The sequence below is a fragment of the Pseudarthrobacter sp. GA104 genome, assembly GCF_009741265.1.
In the GTDB taxonomy this organism is placed as follows: domain Bacteria; phylum Actinomycetota; class Actinomycetes; order Actinomycetales; family Micrococcaceae; genus Arthrobacter.
In genome coordinates this window covers 4,359,540-4,380,913 of the sequence record NZ_WOWL01000001.1, presented here as the reverse complement: position 1 = coordinate 4,380,913, position 21,374 = coordinate 4,359,540, and the positions used below count along the sequence as shown (strand labels likewise).

Below are 21,374 nucleotides of genomic sequence, written 5' to 3'. Positions count from 1 at the left end.
GGGCCTTCGGTTCCCGAGATGAAGGATGCGAGGAGCTATGGGACTGAAACAGGACATCGTTCTGGTCAACGAGTATTCGGTACCGCTGCCGGGCGGTAAGGGCTCCCGGGGTGGGACACCCGGCGACTATGTCACCCGGTACATGGCCCGCGAGCAGGCCACTGAGTCGCTCGCACCGATCCAGCGGCTGCGCACCGATGACTTCATCCTGCGCTATATGGCGCGCGAGAGCGCCGTCGAGCGTGCGGGGACCAGTCGGCTCGACACTAAGACGGCGATGCGCCAGGCACAGGGTGACGGGGGTGTCGCGTTCGGCTATGGCTCCGTTTCACTCTCGGATGAACAACTGCGTGCCGCGTCCAAGGACATTCAGCGGCATTTCGAGAGCGGCAAGACCGTCCTCAAGACGGTGCTTTCCTTTGACGAGGATTATTTGAAGAGACGAGGGATCGTCAGCGAGGACTTTCACTGTCAGAACCGCGGGGACTACCGGGGCCATATCGATCAGATGAAGTTGCGCATGGCGATCATGCACGGTTTGGAGCGGATGAGCTCGGGCACCAGCGGATTTGATGACCTGCGCTATGTGGGCGTGATCCAGGTCGACACCGAGCACGTGCACTGTCATCTCGCCATGGTCGATGCCGGGCACGGAAACCTGGCCAAGGACGGCACGCAGCGCGGCAAGCTGTTGGACCGGCATAAGTCGAGGCTGCGCCGCGGTATGGACGGCTGGCTTGACGAGAAGCAAGCGGTGGCCCACCTCTCCAGCGCTGTGGGCTACGAACGCAGGAACGTCACCACGTATATCAAGCGGTGGGCGCACGACCGCATGCGGGCTGAGTCGCTCCCCCAGTTTCTGCTGGCCTGTCTGCCGGCTGATCGTTCGTTGTGGCGGGCCGGCTCCAATGATCTGCGCATGCGCAAGGCAAACCAACTCGTCTCCGAGCTGGTTGCCGAGCAGCTGGAACGTCCAGGGTCGCCGCTGCCGGAGGCGATGGAGAAAGTCGTGGACTACGCCAACCAGCGCCGCGGGTCCGAAGGTCTGTCCAAGGATCAGTGGCAGCGCTTGATCGACGCGGGCAGGGATCGGATCACCGAGCGGGCTGTCAACGGCGTTTATCAGATGCTGCGCGCCCTGCCACCGGAGGAATTGCGCGTGCGCACTCCGATGCTCGAGGTCATGGGTATGGATTACGCACAGATGGCAGTGCTCGCCGCGGAACGCCAGGAACAGGCCGGGGACGAGCATGGAGGCGAGGACGATCTGGTGACCTTCGGCTTCCGGCTGCGCAGCTACGCCTCCCGCCTGCAGCACCACAAGGCCAAAGCCGGCGTCTATCGCGACCTGGTCCGCCAGTGGGAGCGGGCCGAGAAGGCCGATGTGGCTGATGAAGACTCACGGCCGCTCTATGACTTCTACCGATTCGAGGAGGACTACCACCGACGGGTGATGAGCAAGTACCAGCATTTCCTGCCGTTTATCGGCGACGTCGGCCAGTGGTACGAGCGGCAGCAGCACGTTGCCGACTATGGCCAGCGCCTGCTCTCCCTCATGGCCCTCCGCCAGGATGCCTCGCTGCAGCGCATGAAGGATTCGGAGGAGGCCGAGCGCCTGGGCAGGGAAATTTATGACCAACCTGGTGGCCGGCATTTGACTGAGGGCAAGGCCGGCCGGGTTGTGCTTGATGGCCGGATCGCAGCGATGAAGGAGATCTACAACGAGCGGGTCAATGAGCTTCGGTCGGATCTCGCCGACTCGGGTCTGGTGCTCGTTGCAGGTGCGGCAGGTCAGGCAGAGGCCAAGGAGTCCGGCGTCACCGCGGAGCTCTCCATAGAGCCGGGGACTCCGCACCCTTTCGACGAGGTCAAAGCTCTGGACCTGCACCATCTCGGCTATGACTTCGTCACCGATGTCGAAATTGGTCAACGTGCACGCCAGGACTTTTCCGCCGCAGCCATGCAGCGCCGCAGGCTGCTGCTGGCAGCGATGGAGTACCTGGACCAGTCGGGTCAGTCCGAGGCAATTGTTGACCTTCCGGTCGATGACATCGCATCCATGACCCGCCTTTCCCGGAGCCTGACACCCGAGCACGGCAGCGGGAATCCGGTGTTGCGCTCGAGGCTCGCCGAGCTGCGCGAAGAACGGGAGCAGGTAGCGCAGCTGCGCAGGTCGAGGACAGCTTCTCTGGACGCAGGGCTTGTGGTGCGCGTCCAGGAGCGGATCGACGCGGCAGTGACCAGTCCTGATGCGGCTCGTATCACTGACTCGGAAGAGATTGGCCTGTCCGAGGACATGCAACACGAGTAAGTCACCATTCGAATGGTTGCGGAATGCTCTATACAGTATTAGTGTATAGATCAGTTCGGCAAGTACCCACAGGTCTTGCCAGGACGATGCGAATGATCATGGCCGGTTCGCCAATTGGTGGCCGGAACGACGAAAGGACAAGATCATGGCACTTCTCAAGGGCAAGGGCGCGATGACCGGGGTCAACCTCATCGCGAAGGTCTACGACAACGGCAAGACCAAGGACGGCAAGTCGCATTACGCGGATGTCCAGGTTGATGCCCGCGACGCACGCGGCCCCGAGCAGAGCAACCTGCACTTGAAGTCGGAGCGCATCCAGCGTCCCGACGGCAAGCCGGGGTTCAACAACAGCGCACCGTACTCAGTCGGCCAGCTGGAGGAAATCGTCAAGGCCGCCGGTCCGAACAAGGAGCCGATCAAGGATAAGGACGGCAATGCCGTCGGTACCCTCTACGGCTTCAAGGGCAACGTGATGCCAGCATCACGCGGCACCGGTCTGGTGGTCAACACCAAGTCCGTCGAAGCCTCTGACTTCAAGGTCGACGCCAACACTCTGGACACCCAGTTCGCCTCGATGAAGGCGGCGAAGGATGCCCAGTCGGCAACCAAGGAAGCGCAGACCGCGGCACCTGAACAGTCGGTCGAACAGGCCGTTGAAGTCGAGGAGCCCGCCGTCGGCTGAGCGGGCGAGGGCCGTCCGCGGGACTGACAAGAGGGCTGCGTTCCAGTAATGGAACGCAGCCCTCTTTTGCATCCCGGGACCAATTGAAAGGAGTGAAAGAACATGGCAAATGACACACCGCAGCGCACCGGAGGTATCACACCCTCCCGACCAGGCGTGAGCTCACAGGCGGGTCTGGCCGCGGCAAGAGGACCGGTGCGATCGGCCCCCTCCTCCCCCGCTCCCGGCCAGCCGGGCTCGCGGTTCAACCCCGTAGTGCGCGATCGCAAGGTCAGCCCCAAGGTCCCCGGGATCCCGGATATGGTGACCTCGGCCGACGTTCCAGGGCCCGGGAGTTCAGTGCAGCTCAAGAGGCTGCCGGCGGGCCAGAGGCTCAAGGAGAAGGTCGGTCAGGTTGTGCAGTCCGAGGACTTCAAGAGCGGAGTCAAACGCGTTGGCGTCGGGGTAATGCGGGACGCGGGCGCGGAGGCAGTCCGCGCCAAGCAGGGCGGATCCAACACCAAGGGCGTTGTGGCCAGCGCAGCCAAGGGTGCAGCCGTGGGCATGGCCCGGGGTTTGCGCACAGAAATAGCCAGCTGCAACGATCAACTCACGCAGCAGGGACATGACCAGGAGACAAGGGGCACCCCGGTGGGAACGGATCTCGTCGGGCGCTTGGGGGCGGTGGTTGGCAGGGCACCCGAGGTCCCGAAGAGTCCCCCGGAGCGTACCAGGCAGCCGTTGAGCGAGAGGTACGACTACCAGTTTGAGGGGCAGGACCAGAGCCGCGGCGTCGAGCAGCAGCATGACTGAGCAAAGAGGAGGGTGACATGGCGGCGAATGACAGCAACCCGATGAACGGTACCAGCCTTCTGGACCTGGGACTGGATGAGATCACGGCCCCTGACGAGGGGCAGGACCGGTGGGCTGCCGCCGGGCTGGCGCTGATTGACCGGATGGATGAGTCGCTGCGGGAGGAGCGACGGCGGGTGGCACAGCAGGCCAGAGAGTCCAATCGGCCGCTCAGTGAACGCTACGACTACCGGTTCGAGCAGTCCGGGGAGCGGCAGGACGACGGGCCCGAACAGGGTCAGTGACGGAATCGGCCAGGGCACTGGGCATTGAGGAGGCCTCCGGATACAAGTCCGGGGGTCTCTCCATGTTCTATCCATCATCTATCGAATGCCATTCATGATAGACTTTCGACTGATCTATCAGGTGAATCAGAGGCTTGTCGAGAGGTCTTCCACAGCATGTTCAACGATGCCAGTCTGAATGACAGCTACCCCCTCCTGTCCAAGCTGTCGGATCCCCTGAAGAAGGCCGAGCGAGAGATTGTCGGCCGGGAGCATGAGGTGATGCAGCTGATGGCGTCCATGAGCCGTCCGGAGCTGAACAATGCACTCCTGCTGGCCGAGGCCGGTACGGGTAAGACGGCACTGGTCCAGGCGACCATGCTGGCCGACGCAGAGCGCCTATATCTTGAAGCCGATCCGGCCCGAATGGTTTCCGAGGCGGGCGACGGTGATCTCATGGCCTCGATGCTCAAGGGATTCTTCGACGAGGCCGAGCGCTTCGTCAAGGACGAGAAGCAGGAGCTGGTGCTCTTCATCGACGAATTCCACCAGATCATCCAACTCTCCACCGCAGCCGTGGAGGCGATCAAGCCGGTGCTGGCCGCTTCGGGTACACGCGGCATCCGGATCATCGCGGCGACGACGTACGTCGAATTTCACAAGCACATCGCGCCGAACCAGCCCCTGGTCGAGCGCCTGCAGCGCATTAACCTGACGCCTCCGGACCAGGTGACGACGATCAAGATCCTTCAGGGCATGGCGGAGCGCTACGAGGTGGCTGACCAGTTCTACGACGATCACATCTACCGTCAGATCTACGAATACACACAGCGCTACATGCCGGCGAGCTCACAGCCCCGCAAATCGATCCTCGTACTGGACAGCATGGTCGGCTGGCACCGTCTGACTGGACGGGCGATGGACCGCGCCCTGCTCTCGGACGTGCTCCAGGAGTCCCTGGGCGTCAACGTAGCCTTCAAGGTCGACGGCGCAAAGATCAAGACGCAGTTGGACGCCCGGGTGTACAGCCAGGATCTGGCGACGCGGGCGGTCGCCCGACGGCTGCAGTTGTCGGTGGCCGATCTGAACGACAAGGGCCGCCCGGAAGCGTCCATGCTCCTGACTGGGTCTACGGGCGTGGGTAAGACCGAGTTGACCAAGCAGCTGGCACGGCTGCTCTTCGGAGACGACCAGCGGCACCTGATCCGCTTCGATATGTCCGAGTTTGCGCAGGATTCCTCTATGGATCTGTTCCGTTCTGAGCTGACGAAGCGGGTCTGGGATCTTTCCCACGCCGTGCTGCTCTTCGACGAGATCGAGAAGGCCTCGGCGATGGTCACGCGCCTGTTGCTCCAGGTGCTCGACGACGGCCGGCTCTCTGATGACAACAACCGCGAGGTCAGCTTCCTGAATACATACATTGTGCTCACCACGAACGCCGGATCGGAGATCTACGAGACCATCGCGAGGTACGCCGCTGATGACACCGGCTCGGGCGAGCAGCTGTTGAAATACGACAAGCTCATCCGGCGCTCGATCTCGGAGACCTCGGCCGACAATCGGTTTCCTCCGGAACTGCTGGGCCGCATCGACGCCATTGTTCCCTTCCAGCCGCTGTCGGAGGACACGCTACGAAAGATTGTGCGCAACAAGCTGCGCTCCATGGTGCAGGAGGTACTGGTCAAACACAACGTGCGTGTGGACATCGACGAAAGGGTGCTTCAGTACCTGATCGAGGACAAGGCCGATACCGACTCCAATGCCGGCGGTGCGCGTACGGCGGTGGCGAAAATGACCGATGAAGTCACCACAGGCGTGGCGGCATTTATCAATGAGCACCCCTCGGAGCGGAGGATCCGGATCGACGTGGTCGGCGAATTGGTCAGCGACAACAAGGACATGCTTACCTCGGACGCCCACATTGAGGTCAGTGCATTGCGCTGACCGGGTGGTTTTCTTACATGAGTCTTGAATCTATCGACTCATCATTCTTGCTCCTATCGACTCGAAAGCGATAGGATACTCATATACCAGGCGAACTGCGTTTCATCATCGAAGGGATCGACACCAATGGGCATTCTGGGCACGGCTGGAAGCCGGAACAAGGATCGGAAGAAGAAGCCTGACGAGCTGCTGTCCTCCGTGGTCAGGGAGACGGCGATCCCGGCGGCGGTAGAGCTGCTGCGGTCGAACGCGAAGTTCGTCTTCCCCAGCGGTACGGCATGGGTCATGCTCGTACTTGCCGCGGAGAACATCGGAGGGCTGAGCAAGCGGCATGGCCGTGACGAGGCCAAAGGGTCGATCATCGAGCTCATCGATTCAGATCAGATCAAGACCGTGGCTACCGCCGAGATGCTCGGTGAAGAAGTTTTTGGCATCATCCCGACCACGGAGACGCTTTCCCGGATGGAGGAGTACTCACTCTTCACCGGTGCCGACTACTCCTGGGCAGTCGTGTGGCAGAAGCCCAGCGGCGAACTGTTGGTGGACCTCGTGAACGAGGCGACATTCAAACAGGCACAGGAGGTCGCCGCTGGTGCGATGAGCCTTGAGCAGGCCGTTGGAGAGCAGGCCTGGAAGGACCACAGCGGAGTTGCGTTCGACGAGGTCGCGGCCGGGAGTGCATCCACCGATACTGAGGCAGTCGCGGTGGTCGAGGACGGGGGCGACGACATTTTTGACGAACTCCCTGGCGGCAACTCTGATACTGGCGATGAGCCAATCTTCGACTCTGCGGGTGCTGATGAACCCTTGTTCGACGATGAGCCGATCAATTTCGGCACTGAGGTCGATCCCAAGTCGTTTGCCGTCGAAGCCGAGCCGGAGTTTGACGGGTCCGGTGGCCTCGATGAATTGGACGAGGAATCGGGAGCCCTTGATCAGAGCGCCGAGGATGTGGTGCTGCTGGAGGACCAGGAACAGGTGCGCGAAGTCATTGCCCGCCGCTTCCTCTCTGAGGATCTGGATCTCCAGGTTGATCTTTCCGAGTTCAACGCGACCTTTGCCATCGGCGCACCGGTCGTGCAAATCGACGTGCCTCAAGGCGCGACCGAATGGCTCGGCGACCAGGTTGCTCAGCTCAACCGGCAGGCCAACGCCGACCTCTCACAGCTGCGCTGGGCGCATGAGGACGAGCTGCGTACCTTGTACGTGAATCTGATGTCGGCACACGTCGAACAGGTTATCCGTGAGGTGGCCACTGACCGCCCGGGATCGCGCTACAAGTCGCTCAAGGACGGCACCGAGGAGGCCCACCGGGAGCGCGAGTCCGAGAAGGAGCAGCGGATTCGTGCCCGCAAGGCTGAGATCCTCAAGGATCACGAGACCCAGGCTAAGAAGCTAGCCGAGCAGGCGGCGATCCAGGCTGAGATCCAGTACAAGGAGCGCAACCGTTCCCGTATGGAACGCGAGCAGGGCGACGCTGTAGCCGAGATCGAGCGGGTCATCGAGAACGCTTACTCGCACGACCAGCAGGAGATCCTGCGCGTGCGCCGCTCCGACGCAGCCTTGAAGATGCAGATCGGCACTACGCGGATCTTCGAGGTGCTCGCTGAGAAGCAGAGGGCGTACCTCGAGGCCGAGGAGGCGCGCCTGGGCCAGTGGAAGGACGAGATCGCACGGATCGTCGATGACAACCGCAAGGCGGACATCGTCCAGGCCGAGGCTCTGGCCGAGCACCAGCGGACCACCGACGAGATCGGCGTGGTCCGACGCGAGCAGGAAGCGCTTCTGGAGTCGATCCGCAGCGAGCATGCTGATCGCATCCGCCGGATGGAGGACGAGCTCGACCGCAGCCGCAAGGACGCGATCACCCAGATGCAGGGGCGCGATTCGGAGTGGCAGCACAGCCTGGAGCTGGAGAAGGAGAAAACTGACTCGGCTACCAAGCGCAACACGGATCTGCTCCAGCAGATGGCGTCCGTGGAGGACTCGGTCAAGCGTCGTTATGAGGCGCGGATGGAAGAGCTGCTGGCCGATAAGGAATCGTACGCTAGTGAGCTCACGCGGGCCTCGGAGATCCAGGGTCGCTACAACAAGATGATCGTCGCTCTCATCGTGGCGCTGCCCTTGCTTGGCGGCCTTGCCGGCTTCATCGGCGGAGCGGGGATGGGCGGCTGACGCGACGCCCCGTAAGGGCCGAGCGCATCGGATGGACGGCGCATGGAGGCACTCCATGCGCCGTTGTCGTCTCCGGAGGCGGGACGAAGGACAGTGCACAGTAAGCAAGACACGCAGGAACAGGCGGGTAATCATGGCAGGCAGCAGGTGGAAGGCGTCACGTCCGAAGGCGCGCGGATGGGAGAAGCTCTCGGCCCGCAGGCCCGGTGAGACGTTGACGAACAGGGACGTCTACGAGGATCAGCAGCTTGATCGGGGCGAGCGGTTGAGCAAGCGCTCGAACACTCCCGGCATGGTGCTTGCGGGGATTGTCGGGATCCTGGTCGCAGTCGTGGCATGGGTGCTTTTCTCAGTCATCGCCACGGCGGTGATGTCGGTAGGTCCGACTCTGGGGGATGGCCTGGGCGGAAACGGCCAGGGACGTGCGCCGACCTCGTATTACGTCGAGGACACGACGACCGGGCAGGGTGGGGTGCCCGTTAGCTGCTACCGCGCTCTCGATAAGAAGGGCAACCCGGAACTCGGGGGCAAGTGCCACAGGGATCTCGCGGAGGTGCCCGTACCAGAGTGGTGGACGGAGGCCCAGGATGCCCCGGCAGATGCAGAACCCAAGGAGACCGCATCCGGCTCGACGAGCGTCGGTGAGCAGCTGGCCGCTGTCTCGGTATTCAAGCTCTTCCTCACCCTGGGTTCGGGATTGCTCGTCGCTCTTGTGATCGGAACGTGGACCGGCCGCCAGGTCGCGAAGCACAACGCGCATGTCGACCACACCGACATCAACGACCACCGCAATGACCAGCACATTGCGCTGCCCGAGGAGATCCAGCAGGCCTACGATTGGTTCCCGGACGCCGGCGCGCACTCCGCAGTCCAGGTCAGTTCAATGATCAGCCACATGATGCTCAGGAAAAAGGGCCTGGGTTCCGTCGAGGTCTCCCAGCGGGCCGAGGCCGACGTGATCGATGAGGATGGCAAACTCGTCTACTACAAGGGCGAGATCATGGACGACGCCGAAGGCAATCCGCTGGTCAAGACTCTGCCGGTTATCGACGAGGAGTTCGGCGAGGCTCTTTTCGACGCTTCGGGCCTGCCGCAGGACAAGGCACTGCGGAAGAAGTATGACACGACCTTGATCCCCTACAACCCTGACGGTTCGAACCGCGACAAGCTCGGCAAGTACAAGACCGTGGCGGACCTGATCAAGGACGACTGGGATTTCCCGGCTTATGAGGTCCAGCGTCCGGCCGGCGCGTACATCGTAGATACAGCACCGGTGAACACCATGGTTCTGGCGATCACCCGAGCCGGTAAGGGTCAGGGGTACATCGAGCCGATGATCGACATGTGGAGCCGGGAAAAGAACCCCTCCAACATGGTCATCAACGACCCCAAGGGCGAGCTTCTTGTCAAGAACTACATTCCGCTGGTCACCCGAGGATTCGAGCCGGTGCAGTTCAATCTGATCAACTCAATGAAGACCGACATCTACAATCCGCTGGGGATGGCGGCCGACGCAGCCCGTGAGGGCGACTCGACCAAGTGCGCGCTCTACATCGAGAACATTGGCGAAGTGTTCTTCCCGCTCGACGGAGGCGAGGATCCGGTTTGGCCGAACGCGGCAAACAACGCCTTCAAGCGAGCAGCCTACGGCCTTATCGACTTCTACCTCGAGGAGGAGCGGGAGTTGCGTGAGTATGCCGCCGTGACTGGCATGGATCCCGAGACGCTTGAGCATCGCCTGGACGACATGTGGGGCAAGGTCACGCTCTACAACTGCTACCAATTGTTCGTGCAGCTGACCTCCAAGAAGTGGAAGAATCCGGCAGCCGAGCTGGAGAAGCGCATCAAGGCCGGCGAGTTCGAGGAAGACGAGGAGGCTTTGGTCGAAGAGCAGGCGAAGGTCGCCGAGAAGGATTTCCTGTGGGAAGGCAAGGCTGAACAGGACCTGCTCACCCTGTACTTCAACGCGACACAGGCACTCCCCCGCAACTCGATGCGTACGTTGGTCGGAAACGCGCACAATGCCCTGGTCGCCATGGCTGGCGCAGAGAAGATGATGTCCTCGGTGTACGGCATCGCGATCACCGGTATGAGCTTCTTCACCGACCCGACGATCTCGACGCTGACCTCGGGCAAGCCTTCGCAGAACACCGATCTTGCTGGCCTGTCGTTTCCGCGGCGGCTTGGCGTGCGCTTCTCACCGAACTTTCTCAAGCGCGACCACCTGCTGGGACAACAGGCCAGCTGGACGGCGTACGCGGACCCGATGTTCAGTGAATCGCTGGGTAAGGATTTCGAGCACGCTGAGGTCGTCGGCCGAGTGGGTTGGGCGCGCTACAACTTCAAGGGAATCTTCCCCAAGGACGAGGCCTGGTTGAAGCTGGAGCTGAAGAATCCCCAGAGCGGGATGCTTGTGCGGACCTTCTACTTCCACTTCAAGAAGAACTACCAGCTGTCGCTCAACGGACGCCACTTCGTGGTCGAGCCGGTGACCGGCAAGAAGATCGTAAAGAACGGCGTGGTGCGTGAGCTCAAGCCGGTGCGTGAGGGTGGGAAGCGGGACGGGAAGATTCTCTCGTTCCAGCCCGGGGATACGACGTTCCCAAGCCGGAAGCTGGATTTCTCCGGCGGAGGGAACCCGGAAGAGGTCGAATGCCAGGCGCGGGCGATCACTCAGACGATGGCACGGTACTCGGAGTCGTCGAAGGCGGTCTTCCTGGTGACTCCCCCTCACCTGATGAAGTACGCGAAGCTGATCCTCATTCTGGTCAAGCAGCTGGTGGACGTATCGTTCGATCAGTCATACATGACGAAGTCGAACCAGAAGCCGCTGTACCGCACGCGGTTCATGCTCGACGAGCTGGGCAACCTGCAGTCCGACGGCAACGGCATTTCCGGCTTCGAGACGATGCTGAGCATTGGCCTCGGACAGGAGCAGCAGTTCACGCTCATCCTGCAGACCCTGCAGCAGCTGCGCGACGTCTACGGCGAGTCCGTCGACAAAATCGTCCAGGGCAACACCTCAAACATCGTCTTCCTCAAATCCACCGACGACTCGATGATCGAGACCCTGGAGAAGATGAGCGGTAAGACGCACCGCACGCACGCCAGCTCCAAGCAGATCACGCAGAACCTGGACAAAGTGGTTGGCGGGCAAACGGACGGGGCGATCTCGCGCACCTACTCGACGGAGGAGGAGCCGCTGATCAAGTACAACGACTTCGCGTTCCTTGCTCCGCGTAACTCCATCGTGCTGCGCGCCGGCGACGCGCCCGTATGGAACCGCAACGAGACGATCCTGCCGATGTCGTACAAGCTGCTGGGTAACACGATCAGGCACCCCGGGCACGAGTACTCGCTGCAGACAATTCCGACGCTGAGCTCGGCGATGGAGTTCGACGTGCGGATGAACCAGCCCGACTTTGTGAAGATGCTCGACAAGCGCATGGCGCAGGCAGTCAAGGCTCCGGATGCCAAGACGCTGTATCAGGAGACCTATGACTACAAGGATGTTGACATCGAACGTTTGGATCCGGACGTCTACTCAGATGAGGTCATGGAGGTCATCACCAGGATGACGATGGTCCATGACGGCGACGATCCTAATGCCCCGGTAATCGTGGATCCGGATGACTACGAAGCGATGATGGTGGGCAGCGACGAGGAGTTCCTCGAGAATGTCGAAGTCGCTGTTGCGGTGGCTGCGAATGCAACGACACTGAATGACCACCGGCGTATGGTCTACGCCGAGGGCACGATCAGTAAAGAGATGCTGATCAATCTCGACGGCTCGGCCAAGGTCAAAGCACTGGACGTCGAGATCGGCGAGGCGTACAAGGCAGCGCTGGTCGAGATGCAGCAGGACCACAAGCATTTCTCGGTCGGCGGTGACGGCGAACTGCGCAGCGCGGACGGGACGAAGACCTTTATCAGCCAGGTCCGTTCGGATGCCTTCACCGAGGCGGCCCGCCGGCTCAACGGTCAGATCGGCGACGAAAATTCCCGGGTGTACGCCGAACAGGACGTAACCGAGGACGATCTGCGGTCGCTGGCGACGGTCAAGGTCCACGCCGCGTTCTATCTGTTCCTCGCTTCGCTGCCCAGCTGGGAGATCCTGGCCGACGGCAGCTTTGACCGGGCAATGGCGGTCGAGATGAAGTCGAAGTAGTAACGCCTTTCACGAGCCGTGGCAGTCCTTCAATGAGTCGAACTGCCACAGCTCTCGTCTATCGACTCATTACTCGCTTTCTATCGAATGGTCTGGGTATGATCTATACATAGTTATGTCACCCGAGCATCCACAGGAGGCTGAGAAGAGATGAAAAAGGCACATGGCCTGCGCAGGTACTTCTACGAGTACGTGTTCTATAAGGCAGTCGAACAGGCAAGGGATCAGAGCGGAGAGATCATTCCGATCTCCCAGGCCAAAGCTATCCGCGCACGAGTCGACCAGATTCTCGGACAGCGCGGAACCGCGTTGGCTGACCCCCGGTTGGGTGTCACCGACTGCCTGAGCGCGATCGACGCGGCTTTCTCGGAGAAGGTCCCGGATTATGAGCTGCAGTTCGGCGACCACTCCCCCAAGAACGAGCGCTATCAGTCGCTGCAGCGGGACTTTACCCGCGCCACGGGCGTCGGCGCGCAGGCGGATCCTCGTTCGGCGCGGCTGCCGATCAGCCCCTACGACCCGGCGTGGTCCGAGCGGGCGACCGTGAAGCGGGCCGGGACCGAGCTGTTGTACATCTCTGATGAAACGATCACGAAGAACGCCGACGGCGAGGTCGAGACTCTGGCTGATCCCCGGCGCGGGAACATGACGCTCTGGCGCGTTGACGCCGAAGGAAAGCCTTACGAAGCCGGGCGGGCCATGACCAATGATGACGCAGCAGGGCTTACGGCGCTCATGGACAAGATGAGCCGCCAGGAATACGACCAGGTCCGGGAGTGGGTCATTGACGGCGGCCGCGACCCCCAGACCGGCCGCATTGACCGCAACCGTTTCATGTCCCAGCGTGCCGTGACCCGCTCGGCTGCTCTGCTCGAAGAGCTGAAGTCGCAGGGCGTGTCCTACGAGGTGTTGCGCGACCGTGAGCCGGGCCAGATCAAGGCCAAGATCGCCGGGACCGGCATGGAGATCCGTCTTACCGACACACGGCAGGAGGAGTACGCCGGCGCACGCATCTACGACAACGGCACTGTCCTGCGTTACAGCACCAACCACCGGGTTCCGGGCGGCATGGCGGTTCCTTCGCCCACTCCGGAGGAGGCAGTGCGGTTGCTGCGCTTCGCCCAGGGGCAGCGCGTTGAACGTGAGGATCTCCCTGGAGTGGCTGTCGGCGAGGTCGGCACCAGTCATCCCGAACGCGGCCGCGGCCGCACACTTGTGGATGTGCCCGACAGCTACCATGTCGACCGCGAGAGTATGTTCGTAGTGGCCGGCTATGTGGTCCCCGGTGAGAATGCCCCACGTCCCGGGTCCAAGATCATGCTTCGCCGCGACGCCAAGAACCGCTCCCTGCCGACCTTCTTTGTCGACGCCGAGCCCGCAGAAATCTATGGACGTGAGGCCGTCGAAACCGCGCGAGAGAATCTGCGTGCTGCTTTGGGTGTTGAAGAATTGATTCTTCGTGCCGGGTCCGAGCTGCAGCGCACCGAGGGTGTGGTCGATGAGATCGAGCCGCCCGAGTACGCATCGGACCCTGAGGTTGCGGCGATCCAGCGCTCTTACTGGGACGTGCTTATCGGGGCCCGCAGCGAACTGCTGCGCCCGGGCGCGACCGAGGAGATGTACCAGGAGCGCCTGGACGAGATCGGCGAGCTGCAGGCCGGGGACGTGCCCGATCTGGGTAACCTCGTCTACGGCGGCTCGCCTGCGGAAAAGGTCCGCGGGCACGCTGACGACGTTCCCTTCGAGCTGGTTGGGACATGGGACGCCGAACCCCATTACATCGACGGCGAATGGATGGAGCAACGCTTCGATCCGTCCCGGGTGGCCAAGTACATGACCAGCCCCACAGGTCAGTGGTCGAATCTCGACAACCTTGCCTCGGCTCTGCGTCGTTGCGGGGTCTCCCCTGACGAGTTGATGGGTACCAGTTTTCAGGCGACCCGGTTCAAAGACCGGATCGTCGGTTTCGATGCGGCCACCGCCATGCCGATCACCGAGCACTCCTCGGAGTTCATGCGCCGCATTGGCGATACCGTGCGCCAGAGCCTGGTGCGCAATGCTGCGACGCCGGTTGAGATCCTGGTCGACGAGCAGGGTGTTATCAGCTGGACCGGCGAGAAGCTGCGACGCGACGGCAAGACGACCCCGGTCTCCGGTGAGATCGGTCAGGTCTTCGACGTCGGCGAATACGGCGAGATCGTCACGAAGTTCGCCAGCGGCGAGAACGCGCTGATCGTCCCCGGCTACGAAGCGCGCATTAAGGCGCAGATCCCTGGCGAAGCTCCTAAGTCAGTTGAAGAGCGCACTGTCTTGCGCGGCTACGAGCAGCTTATGCACGAGCGCATCCAGTACCAGATCGCGGGCGACCTCGTCTCCGGACGCAGCCGGACCGGAGAGCCGGCCTCGCTCAACGCCGTGTACTCGCAGCTTTACGGCACCAAGCACCCGGTTGACTTTGTCGAGCAGGCCACGACGTACGAGCTCGATGAGTCCACCGGCGAGATCACGGCACGTCTGGATGAGTGGACGGCTTCGATCCTGGAGACCGAGGCGAAGCGCGTGCGCTACTCCAACGAGATCAAGCAGAGCTCGACGATCTACGCCGAGTACCGCGCCGAGCGGGACCGCACCGACCCGGCCGACGACAACGTCTTCGACGCCTGGAAGCTCACCGGCGGGCGGAACATGACGGTCCTGACGGGAACCGATCGCAACCGCGTTGCAGCCCCGGGCGGGTACTTCGACCCGGTGATGACCGGTGGCGCAACCAACCAGGGCATCGTGCGCTATCTCACCGAGGATGCAGCGGTGCGCCCGGACGGCACCATCGAGCCGGGCAACCCGGAGACTGTGACCGGGTCCCGTGCTCCGCTGATGAGCCGGCCGGAGCTGGAGACGCTGCGCTACGACCCCTTCGACCGCCAGCAGATGACGGCCTCGACGATCATGCAGTCCTCTGAGGTCACCAAGCCCACGGGTACCGCTCTGATGACCTTCGGCGGCTGGACGGCCGACGACCCGATCGTGGTGAGCCGTGAGTTCGCCGAGCGCCATCGTATCCGCGGGGCCGGTGGCCAGCCGCGTGACCTCGTCGTGGGCGACAAGATCTCGGACCTGCACGGCAACAAGGGTGTAATTTCGCTGGTTGTGGATCGGGACATGCCGCTGGACGAAGCCAGGTCCCACGGCATCGAGGAAGAACTGAACTGGTTCCGCGCCAACCCCGAGATGGACGTTGTGATGAGTCCGTTTTCGTTGATCTCGCGTCGCAACGCAGGGTCGGCCCGTGAACTGATGGCCGGTGAGACCCAGGATCTGGTGGCACCTTCTGCTCCGGAGAACAATGTGGCAGACGGTATCGGCCAGATGCGCTTCGTCGTCACCCACATGGCCGTCGACGAGAAGACCAAAATTTACGACGACGAGCAGGTGCGGGCCGGCAAGGGCCGCAAGGCGTCTTCGCAGCTGGCGTGGGCACTGCAGTCCCAGGACTGCCCTGCGATCATGCGTGAGTTCTTCGGTCACAACTCCGGGGCCGAGTCGAACCTGCGCGAGTACCTGCTTGTCGCCGGCCTGGACATGGAAGCCGACGGCTCCTTGCGCGTCGTCGGTCAGTCCGACAGCATCGACGAGCGTCCCGAGCGCCGTCTCATCCCGATGCCGGAGTTGATGCGCACTCAGCCACGCAGTGATGGCGCGCTCCCGGGGCTGAACACAACAGCGATGCGTAAGTCCTTTGGCGACCTGATCGGTGACCGCGGCGGCGACATGGAGATCCCGTTCCCGCTGGCGTACCCGACCGGCGAGCAGACCGAGACCGTCAGTGCGACCTCCTGGAAGCTGCCTGTGCTTTCCTCGCACCTGCGCAGCGGGCAGGAATTCGACGACGGTACATCGGTCACACACGATTACACCCGCAACTACCAGGACGTTTTTGTCGAGGCCTGCCGCTACCGGTTTATGGCCGAGCAGCTGGACGGTCAGGGCTTGTCCTCGGAGAAGCGCGCCGAAGTGCGGCGGGGTATGAGTGAGTCCGTGTCCCGGGCCCAGCGTTCCTTCGAAGCGATCACCACCGATGTGCAGACCCGGGTACTCACCGGAAAGAACAACATCTTCAAGACAGGTTTGATGTCCTCGCGCCTGTCCGACTCGGCGACAATGGTCTGGACTGCGGACCCGCGGCTCGACATCGACCAGATCGCCCTGAGCTCGGTCAAGGCCGGGCAGCTGGGTCTGACCGAAGGCGACCACGCTCTGGTTTGGCGCGATCCGGTCCTGCGCGACGCCGGCGTGCGCTACATGCGGGTGGCCATCGACGACCGGCTCACGGGCGCGGCGATCAACCCGGTCATGGATCAGTGCTTCGACGGCGACTTCGACGGCGATGCGGTCGCGGTGGTGAAGCTGCACAGCGAGGCAGCGAAGGCTGAGGCTCTTGAGAAGCTCTCGGTGCCCTCGAACCTGCTGGACACCGGAGTGGTGAAGCCTGACGGATCGCACCCCTTGGCGATGCAGGTTTCTCTGGACACTCAGGTCGCACTGTCGAAGAATCCGAACCTGGTGGAGGATCTGGACAGCTCCCTGGCGGAGGCGAACCGGCTGCGTTTCGTCGACGACTCCTACGAGGTTGGCACCGGTCGGGAGACACTCACCGACGAGCTCAGCGGTATCTACCGCTCTGCCCAGCGCGGTGAATTCGGGGCGGCGTTGACGTTCTCCGACCGTGAGGCGCACCTGCAGAGCGTGCGCCAGGTCTGCGTTGAGACCGGCGCGAAGGGCAGCGAGAAGAAGCTGGCCGATTACGCCCGCAACCTCGGCGACGACCGGGGCAGGCCTGGCATCACCCAGGAGGACCAGGAGGCGAGTATGTTTGCCACGGCGATCAAGGCCCACGGAACGGGACTCGGTGGCTCCTTCTCGCAGAGGGCCGTGCGTGCCCTGCGCGGCGCGGACCTCAAGGCCGTGCTGGAGGTGACCTACCCGGTGACCCAGTCGATCCTGCAGGCCAAACACGATGCAGCGGAAGCCCGGCACAAGTACGAGATGCTTCAGGGCCCGGGGCGCGACCTGTGGAGGGGCCGCAAGCTCGAGCATGTTGGTCCCGGCCAGTGGCGGCCCGAGTTCTCCGACGGTGAGGCTGTCCAGGCAACGGCCGAGGAGTGGGAGGCCCAGTTCACGGAGTTCTACGAAGCCAAGGACGGGTTCAACGTCACGGTCAATCCTGACCACGTGGCGCGCGTCGCACGTGCCTTGGAAGACCCGAAGACGGGGCTTGTGCGCAATCTGGAGGAGGACCCGTCTCTGGCCGGCACCGTGATGGACCGTATGGCTTACGGTGGTGACTTTGCGGCGCTGCTGCAGGCAGCGAAGGATCGCGAAGGCATTTTCGACGGAGCGAAGAACGAACAGTTCGCCTCAGCAGGGACCCGACGAGTGCGCTCGGCGGCGGCCCGCCAGCTGGACGCGTTCGAGATCCACGGGCTGGACGGCCTGAACGGTATGGAGAGTGCTGAGATCGCAGTGGACGCCTCGGTGGTCAAGCGCGACGTAATCGCCCCGGATGTAGACGGCGCTGCCAGGGCACGTGGCGCGGGACGGCGCTCGGTGCACGCCGTCGGCGTCGGAGCACGTCGGCCGGTCTGGACGCCGAACTTTGAGGCCGAACCTGAGAAGAGTGACGACGACTACGGAATGGGGAACTGAGATGGCACAGGACAAGGAACTTGAAAACGGCCCAAGCGGTAACAGGCGAGCCAGGAAGGCTCTGCCGGTGGATAGTTCCGGCAACGTCTATTCAGGCACCGCGGACCGTGTGGAGGACCGTCGTGGCGGCCCTCTGCCCGCAGAGCCGGTGCGGCCGTCGCAGGAGGCCGCACCGGCAGATTGGCCGGACGAGGACATCGTCGATGCCGAGTTCGTTGACGGGACGGAGTCGCAGAGTTCCGCCAATGCCCGGCGCGAGCGTTTGCGGGACCGGGCCCGCGAGTTCTTCGGAGCGAGGACCCGGGCAACCACCGATGGCCGGGAGCAGCAGCGCAGAGTTGACGAGGAGCGTGCTGCCTCCGGTGGCGACGGCCTCGACGAGCGTGAACAGCTGCTGAAGCTTCGCGCGGAAACCAAGCTGGCTGGTGAGAAGTACATGGAGACCCTCCGGGATTCCACGCTGCTCGTGCCCGGGTTCAATGACCAAGAGCGCGAACACGAATTCAACGCCATGCACGCTGTCTACATGCAAATGATGATGCAGAGCTGCCTCAAGCCCCTCACGCGCGGCGTGAATCCGAACTCGGTCATCCAGGCCGCAGGCATGATGATGGCAATGCGGATGCTTTCCCCGGACTTCAAGAACGAGATGGAGTCGTACCTGCAGCCGTTCAAGGACAAGATCCACGAGCGCATGGACGCCCGAACCAGGGCGGCCAGGGCTGGAGCTGAGAACTCGGCCGAGCAGTACAACCGGGTCATCGACCTGGGCACCGAGTCGAAGTTGAACAGGAATCCGGATCTGGCCGGTGACCAGGACTTCCTGGCACGCCGGGAGGGCAAGAAGCACGACCGCACGGACTACCTGTCGAAGAAGTGGCAGCGCCGCATGGAGAAGATGGAACATCGTGACCGGGGCAGCCGCGAGACGTTCACACCTGACTCTGCGGCAATGACAGAGGTTGCATTGATGGAGAACGCGTTTTGGAAGATGCGTGATCCCGAACAGGACAGCAAGCAGATTCATGCCAGCTACAAGGCAATGCGTAAGCGGCTGCGCGGCCAGATGGACGAGGACGGCTTGGACCGTGCTGAGGTCGTCAAGCGTGCACGGATGATCATCGGCGAACGTATGGAATCAGAACCGGAGCTGCGTCTGATGTTCAACGGTGTGTCCCACGGCAGGATCGTCAAGGCTCCCCCGCACGAGGAGCGCATGGCGGGGACGGACCGCGTGCGCGAGGTGTGGACCGGCGAGTTTGACGATCACCTCGGCCGCAGGATCCCGGCAGACGGCATGTTTACCCTGCGCCAGCCGATGAAGGCGGATGAGCATCAGGTCCAGCTGGCAGAGACCATGAAGGCCGCAATGCTTGACGGTGTCAACAAGGGCGGCCGCCAGGCGCTGGCGGGAAGCATGATGGGTTACATGGTCGGCTTCGCCGCAAAAAAACAGGGCCTTGATACCAGCGGACTGGATCCTCTCCTGCAGCAGCGTTTCGATCAGTCCGAAATCATGCTCGCGAGCATGGACATCGATGGCATCCCGGACGAGGAGCAGCAGCGGGTCTATTCAAATGCGTATGTCGACGCAGTCGAGCAGATCAACAAGGAGGACCCGGAGTTCGAACACGAATTGAGGCTGGCTCTCGGCGAGGACTGGCAGGGCCGGATGCGCGACGCGGTTGATCACCCGGCGGCGTTCTTCGCCGAACAGCGGATGCGGCCGAAGCCCTTCCGCCAGGGTCCCGGTCCTTCGGCCCAGCATGAAGGTGACGGGCCAGGGGCGCAGCGCGGGGCAGACGAGTACCAGCCGGCGTAGGCGGCAGACCGACAATAGGAAGGAATCACCATGAGCGACGATCAGCAGGTGGGACAACAGGAGCGGTACGGCTCGCGACTCGCGCAGATGTTTGGATACATCACGCCAGAGGACCGGAGCCGCTGGGAGCAGCAGCGTGTTCAGAACAAGTCGACCGTCAACGCGACCAAGCAGGGCGCTAAGTCCTCGGTTGGCTCAATGATGGAGTTCGGCGACAAGAACATCAACGCAAAGCTCAACGCGGCACACAGGATCGCGGACCAGCAGCGGTTCGACGAATCGCACGACAAGATCGTGAATACGCGCCACGACCCGAAGACGAGGTCCATTATCGAATCGGTCGACTACGAGTACAAGGACGCCAGGGAATCTATCGATCCGGACTTTGAGCTCTAGTCAACTGGTCTTGATAGACCTATCGATAGCTTTCCGATAGGCATATGTGTCGGATAGACTGATATTCAAGATAGAAGCGGATCACGAGGGACGTAAGGACAGGGTGTGGGCATGGAGACGACGGGGCATCCGCGCATCAGCAAGCGTGAATTCATTTCGAAGGTGGCCAGCCGCAGCGGACAGCCAATCCGGATCGTGAGTGAGGTGTACGAATCCCTGATCGGAGAGCTGACTGACTCGGTCCGTCGTGGAGATATTGTGATGCTCACCGGTTTTGGTCGCTTCTGCCGACAAACGCACAAGGGTCACAAGGTCCGCTTTGGCAAGAAGGACGTCGATGACTATTCGGTGCTGAAGTTTTCTGCGTCGCGCAGCATCAACCGCCGATTGGATTCAGATGACAGCACCACCCTGACCGATCCGGAGATCTACGGGGTGATGGACGAGTTCGACGAGGCGGAAGAGCGCCTGCTCGAGGTTGCGTCTTAGACGACGTGAAACAGGCGGATAAAAAAGAAGAACCCCGGTGATGCGCAATGCATCACCGGGGTTCTTCTGTGCTGGCACGACCATTCTTGGCCGTGGTTTATCGATGCGATTCAGACAAGCTTGATGGCTGCCTTTTGACGGCGTTTGGTCGCTGCGTTGCGGATTTCCCGGGCAATACTCCAAGCGGCCGTCTCAGGCGTGCCATTTGCGGGATGGACATGATGACCGGTAGTGCCAGTGATGCTTTCGCCTGCACGGGTAGTGGCATGCACGCGGTAGCTGCGCTGGTTGTGAACCGTGTAGGTCACTTCCAGCTCCAGCTGCACATCCCGAATGTGCTCCTGAGTCCGCAGAATTTTCCGGGTTGCCGCCAGGAACATCAGAGCTGCCGCATCTTCGATCTGTTGTGATGTGGGTTCGGCGTACCGTTTGCCACCGGCAGTGCCGACGGTATTGATGGGGATCAGAGCAGGTTCAGTGGACATGACAGCTCTCATTTCGGACGTGGTTGGTTTCCCTGGTCGGAGCAATACCCGGTCACAGCTTCGCTGTGACGTTCTGTAGCTTGCTATCCCGGATTACAGTCACGGGCCATTGTTTTGCTGCGGTACGCCGCTTTCGGCCTTGGC

General features: G+C 62.2%; 12 protein-coding genes. 11 read left to right on the top strand and 1 reads right to left on the bottom strand.

Annotated elements, in window-relative coordinates:
* Window positions 1-37 precede the first annotated feature (37 nt).
* From mobL to GK109_RS20040, 11 genes are all read left to right on the top strand, one after another.
* Window positions 38-2,311 (top strand): relaxase MobL, encoded by a 2,274-nt coding sequence (mobL, locus tag GK109_RS20090; RefSeq protein WP_157242215.1) that lies wholly within the window; start codon window positions 38-40, stop codon window positions 2,309-2,311.
* A 145-nt stretch (window positions 2,312-2,456) separates the two neighbouring features.
* Window positions 2,457-2,993, top strand: coding sequence for a hypothetical protein (locus tag GK109_RS20085; protein WP_157242214.1), 537 nt, complete (start codon window positions 2,457-2,459; stop codon window positions 2,991-2,993).
* Window positions 2,994-3,095: 102 nt separating this feature from the next.
* Window positions 3,096-3,785, top strand: coding sequence for a hypothetical protein (locus GK109_RS20080; protein WP_157242213.1), 690 nt, complete (start codon window positions 3,096-3,098; stop codon window positions 3,783-3,785).
* 17 nt (window positions 3,786-3,802) lie between these two features.
* Window positions 3,803-4,069, top strand: coding sequence for a hypothetical protein (locus GK109_RS20075; protein ID WP_157242212.1), 267 nt, complete (start codon window positions 3,803-3,805; stop codon window positions 4,067-4,069).
* 156 nt (window positions 4,070-4,225) lie between these two features.
* Window positions 4,226-5,992 (top strand): AAA family ATPase, encoded by a 1,767-nt coding sequence (locus tag GK109_RS20070; RefSeq protein WP_157242211.1) that lies wholly within the window; start codon window positions 4,226-4,228, stop codon window positions 5,990-5,992.
* Between the two features lie 126 nt (window positions 5,993-6,118).
* On the top strand, window positions 6,119-8,167 hold the full coding sequence (locus GK109_RS20065) for a hypothetical protein (RefSeq protein ID WP_157242210.1): 2,049 nt from the start codon (window positions 6,119-6,121) through the stop codon (window positions 8,165-8,167).
* Between the two features lie 133 nt (window positions 8,168-8,300).
* The gene (locus GK109_RS20060) at window positions 8,301-12,335 is read left to right on the top strand and encodes a type IV secretory system conjugative DNA transfer family protein (RefSeq protein ID WP_157242209.1); all 4,035 of its coding nucleotides are present in this window, start codon (window positions 8,301-8,303) and stop codon (window positions 12,333-12,335) included.
* A gap of 150 nt (window positions 12,336-12,485) precedes the next feature.
* A complete protein-coding gene (locus GK109_RS20055; protein WP_157242208.1) occupies window positions 12,486-18,038 on the top strand; it encodes a hypothetical protein in 5,553 nt (1,850 codons plus the stop codon).
* A gap of 67 nt (window positions 18,039-18,105) precedes the next feature.
* Complete coding sequence (locus GK109_RS20050; protein WP_157242207.1) at window positions 18,106-19,860, top strand: hypothetical protein; 1,755 nt, start codon at window positions 18,106-18,108, stop codon at window positions 19,858-19,860.
* 30 nt (window positions 19,861-19,890) lie between these two features.
* Window positions 19,891-20,256 carry a hypothetical protein gene (locus GK109_RS20045; protein ID WP_157242206.1) on the top strand — a complete coding sequence of 122 codons (366 nt, stop codon included), beginning with the start codon at window positions 19,891-19,893 and terminating at the stop codon, window positions 20,254-20,256.
* 111 nt (window positions 20,257-20,367) lie between these two features.
* The gene (locus GK109_RS20040; RefSeq protein ID WP_157243173.1) at window positions 20,368-20,745 is read left to right on the top strand and encodes an HU family DNA-binding protein; all 378 of its coding nucleotides are present in this window, start codon (window positions 20,368-20,370) and stop codon (window positions 20,743-20,745) included.
* A gap of 110 nt (window positions 20,746-20,855) precedes the next feature.
* Here the strand turns inward: GK109_RS20040 and GK109_RS20035 are convergent, their stop codons facing one another.
* Window positions 20,856-21,230, bottom strand: coding sequence for a hypothetical protein (locus GK109_RS20035; protein ID WP_157242205.1), 375 nt, complete (start codon window positions 21,228-21,230; stop codon window positions 20,856-20,858).
* Between the last annotated feature and the right edge of the window lie 144 nt (window positions 21,231-21,374).

Bases quoted from the DNA above. Each gene is read 5' to 3' on its own strand.
- mobL (WP_157242215.1), top strand. From the start codon at position 38: ATGGGACTGAAACAGGACATCGTTCTGGTCAACGAGTATTCGGTACCG.
- GK109_RS20085 (WP_157242214.1), top strand. From the start codon at position 2,457: ATGGCACTTCTCAAGGGCAAGGGCGCGATGACCGGGGTCAACCTCATC.
- GK109_RS20080 (WP_157242213.1), top strand. From the start codon at position 3,096: ATGGCAAATGACACACCGCAGCGCACCGGAGGTATCACACCCTCCCGA.
- GK109_RS20075 (WP_157242212.1), top strand. From the start codon at position 3,803: ATGGCGGCGAATGACAGCAACCCGATGAACGGTACCAGCCTTCTGGAC.
- GK109_RS20070 (WP_157242211.1), top strand. From the start codon at position 4,226: ATGTTCAACGATGCCAGTCTGAATGACAGCTACCCCCTCCTGTCCAAG.
- GK109_RS20065 (WP_157242210.1), top strand. From the start codon at position 6,119: ATGGGCATTCTGGGCACGGCTGGAAGCCGGAACAAGGATCGGAAGAAG.
- GK109_RS20060 (WP_157242209.1), top strand. From the start codon at position 8,301: ATGGCAGGCAGCAGGTGGAAGGCGTCACGTCCGAAGGCGCGCGGATGG.
- GK109_RS20055 (WP_157242208.1), top strand. From the start codon at position 12,486: ATGAAAAAGGCACATGGCCTGCGCAGGTACTTCTACGAGTACGTGTTC.
- GK109_RS20045 (WP_157242206.1), top strand. From the start codon at position 19,891: ATGAGCGACGATCAGCAGGTGGGACAACAGGAGCGGTACGGCTCGCGA.
- GK109_RS20040 (WP_157243173.1), top strand. From the start codon at position 20,368: ATGGAGACGACGGGGCATCCGCGCATCAGCAAGCGTGAATTCATTTCG.
- GK109_RS20035 (WP_157242205.1), bottom strand. From the start codon at position 21,230: ATGTCCACTGAACCTGCTCTGATCCCCATCAATACCGTCGGCACTGCC.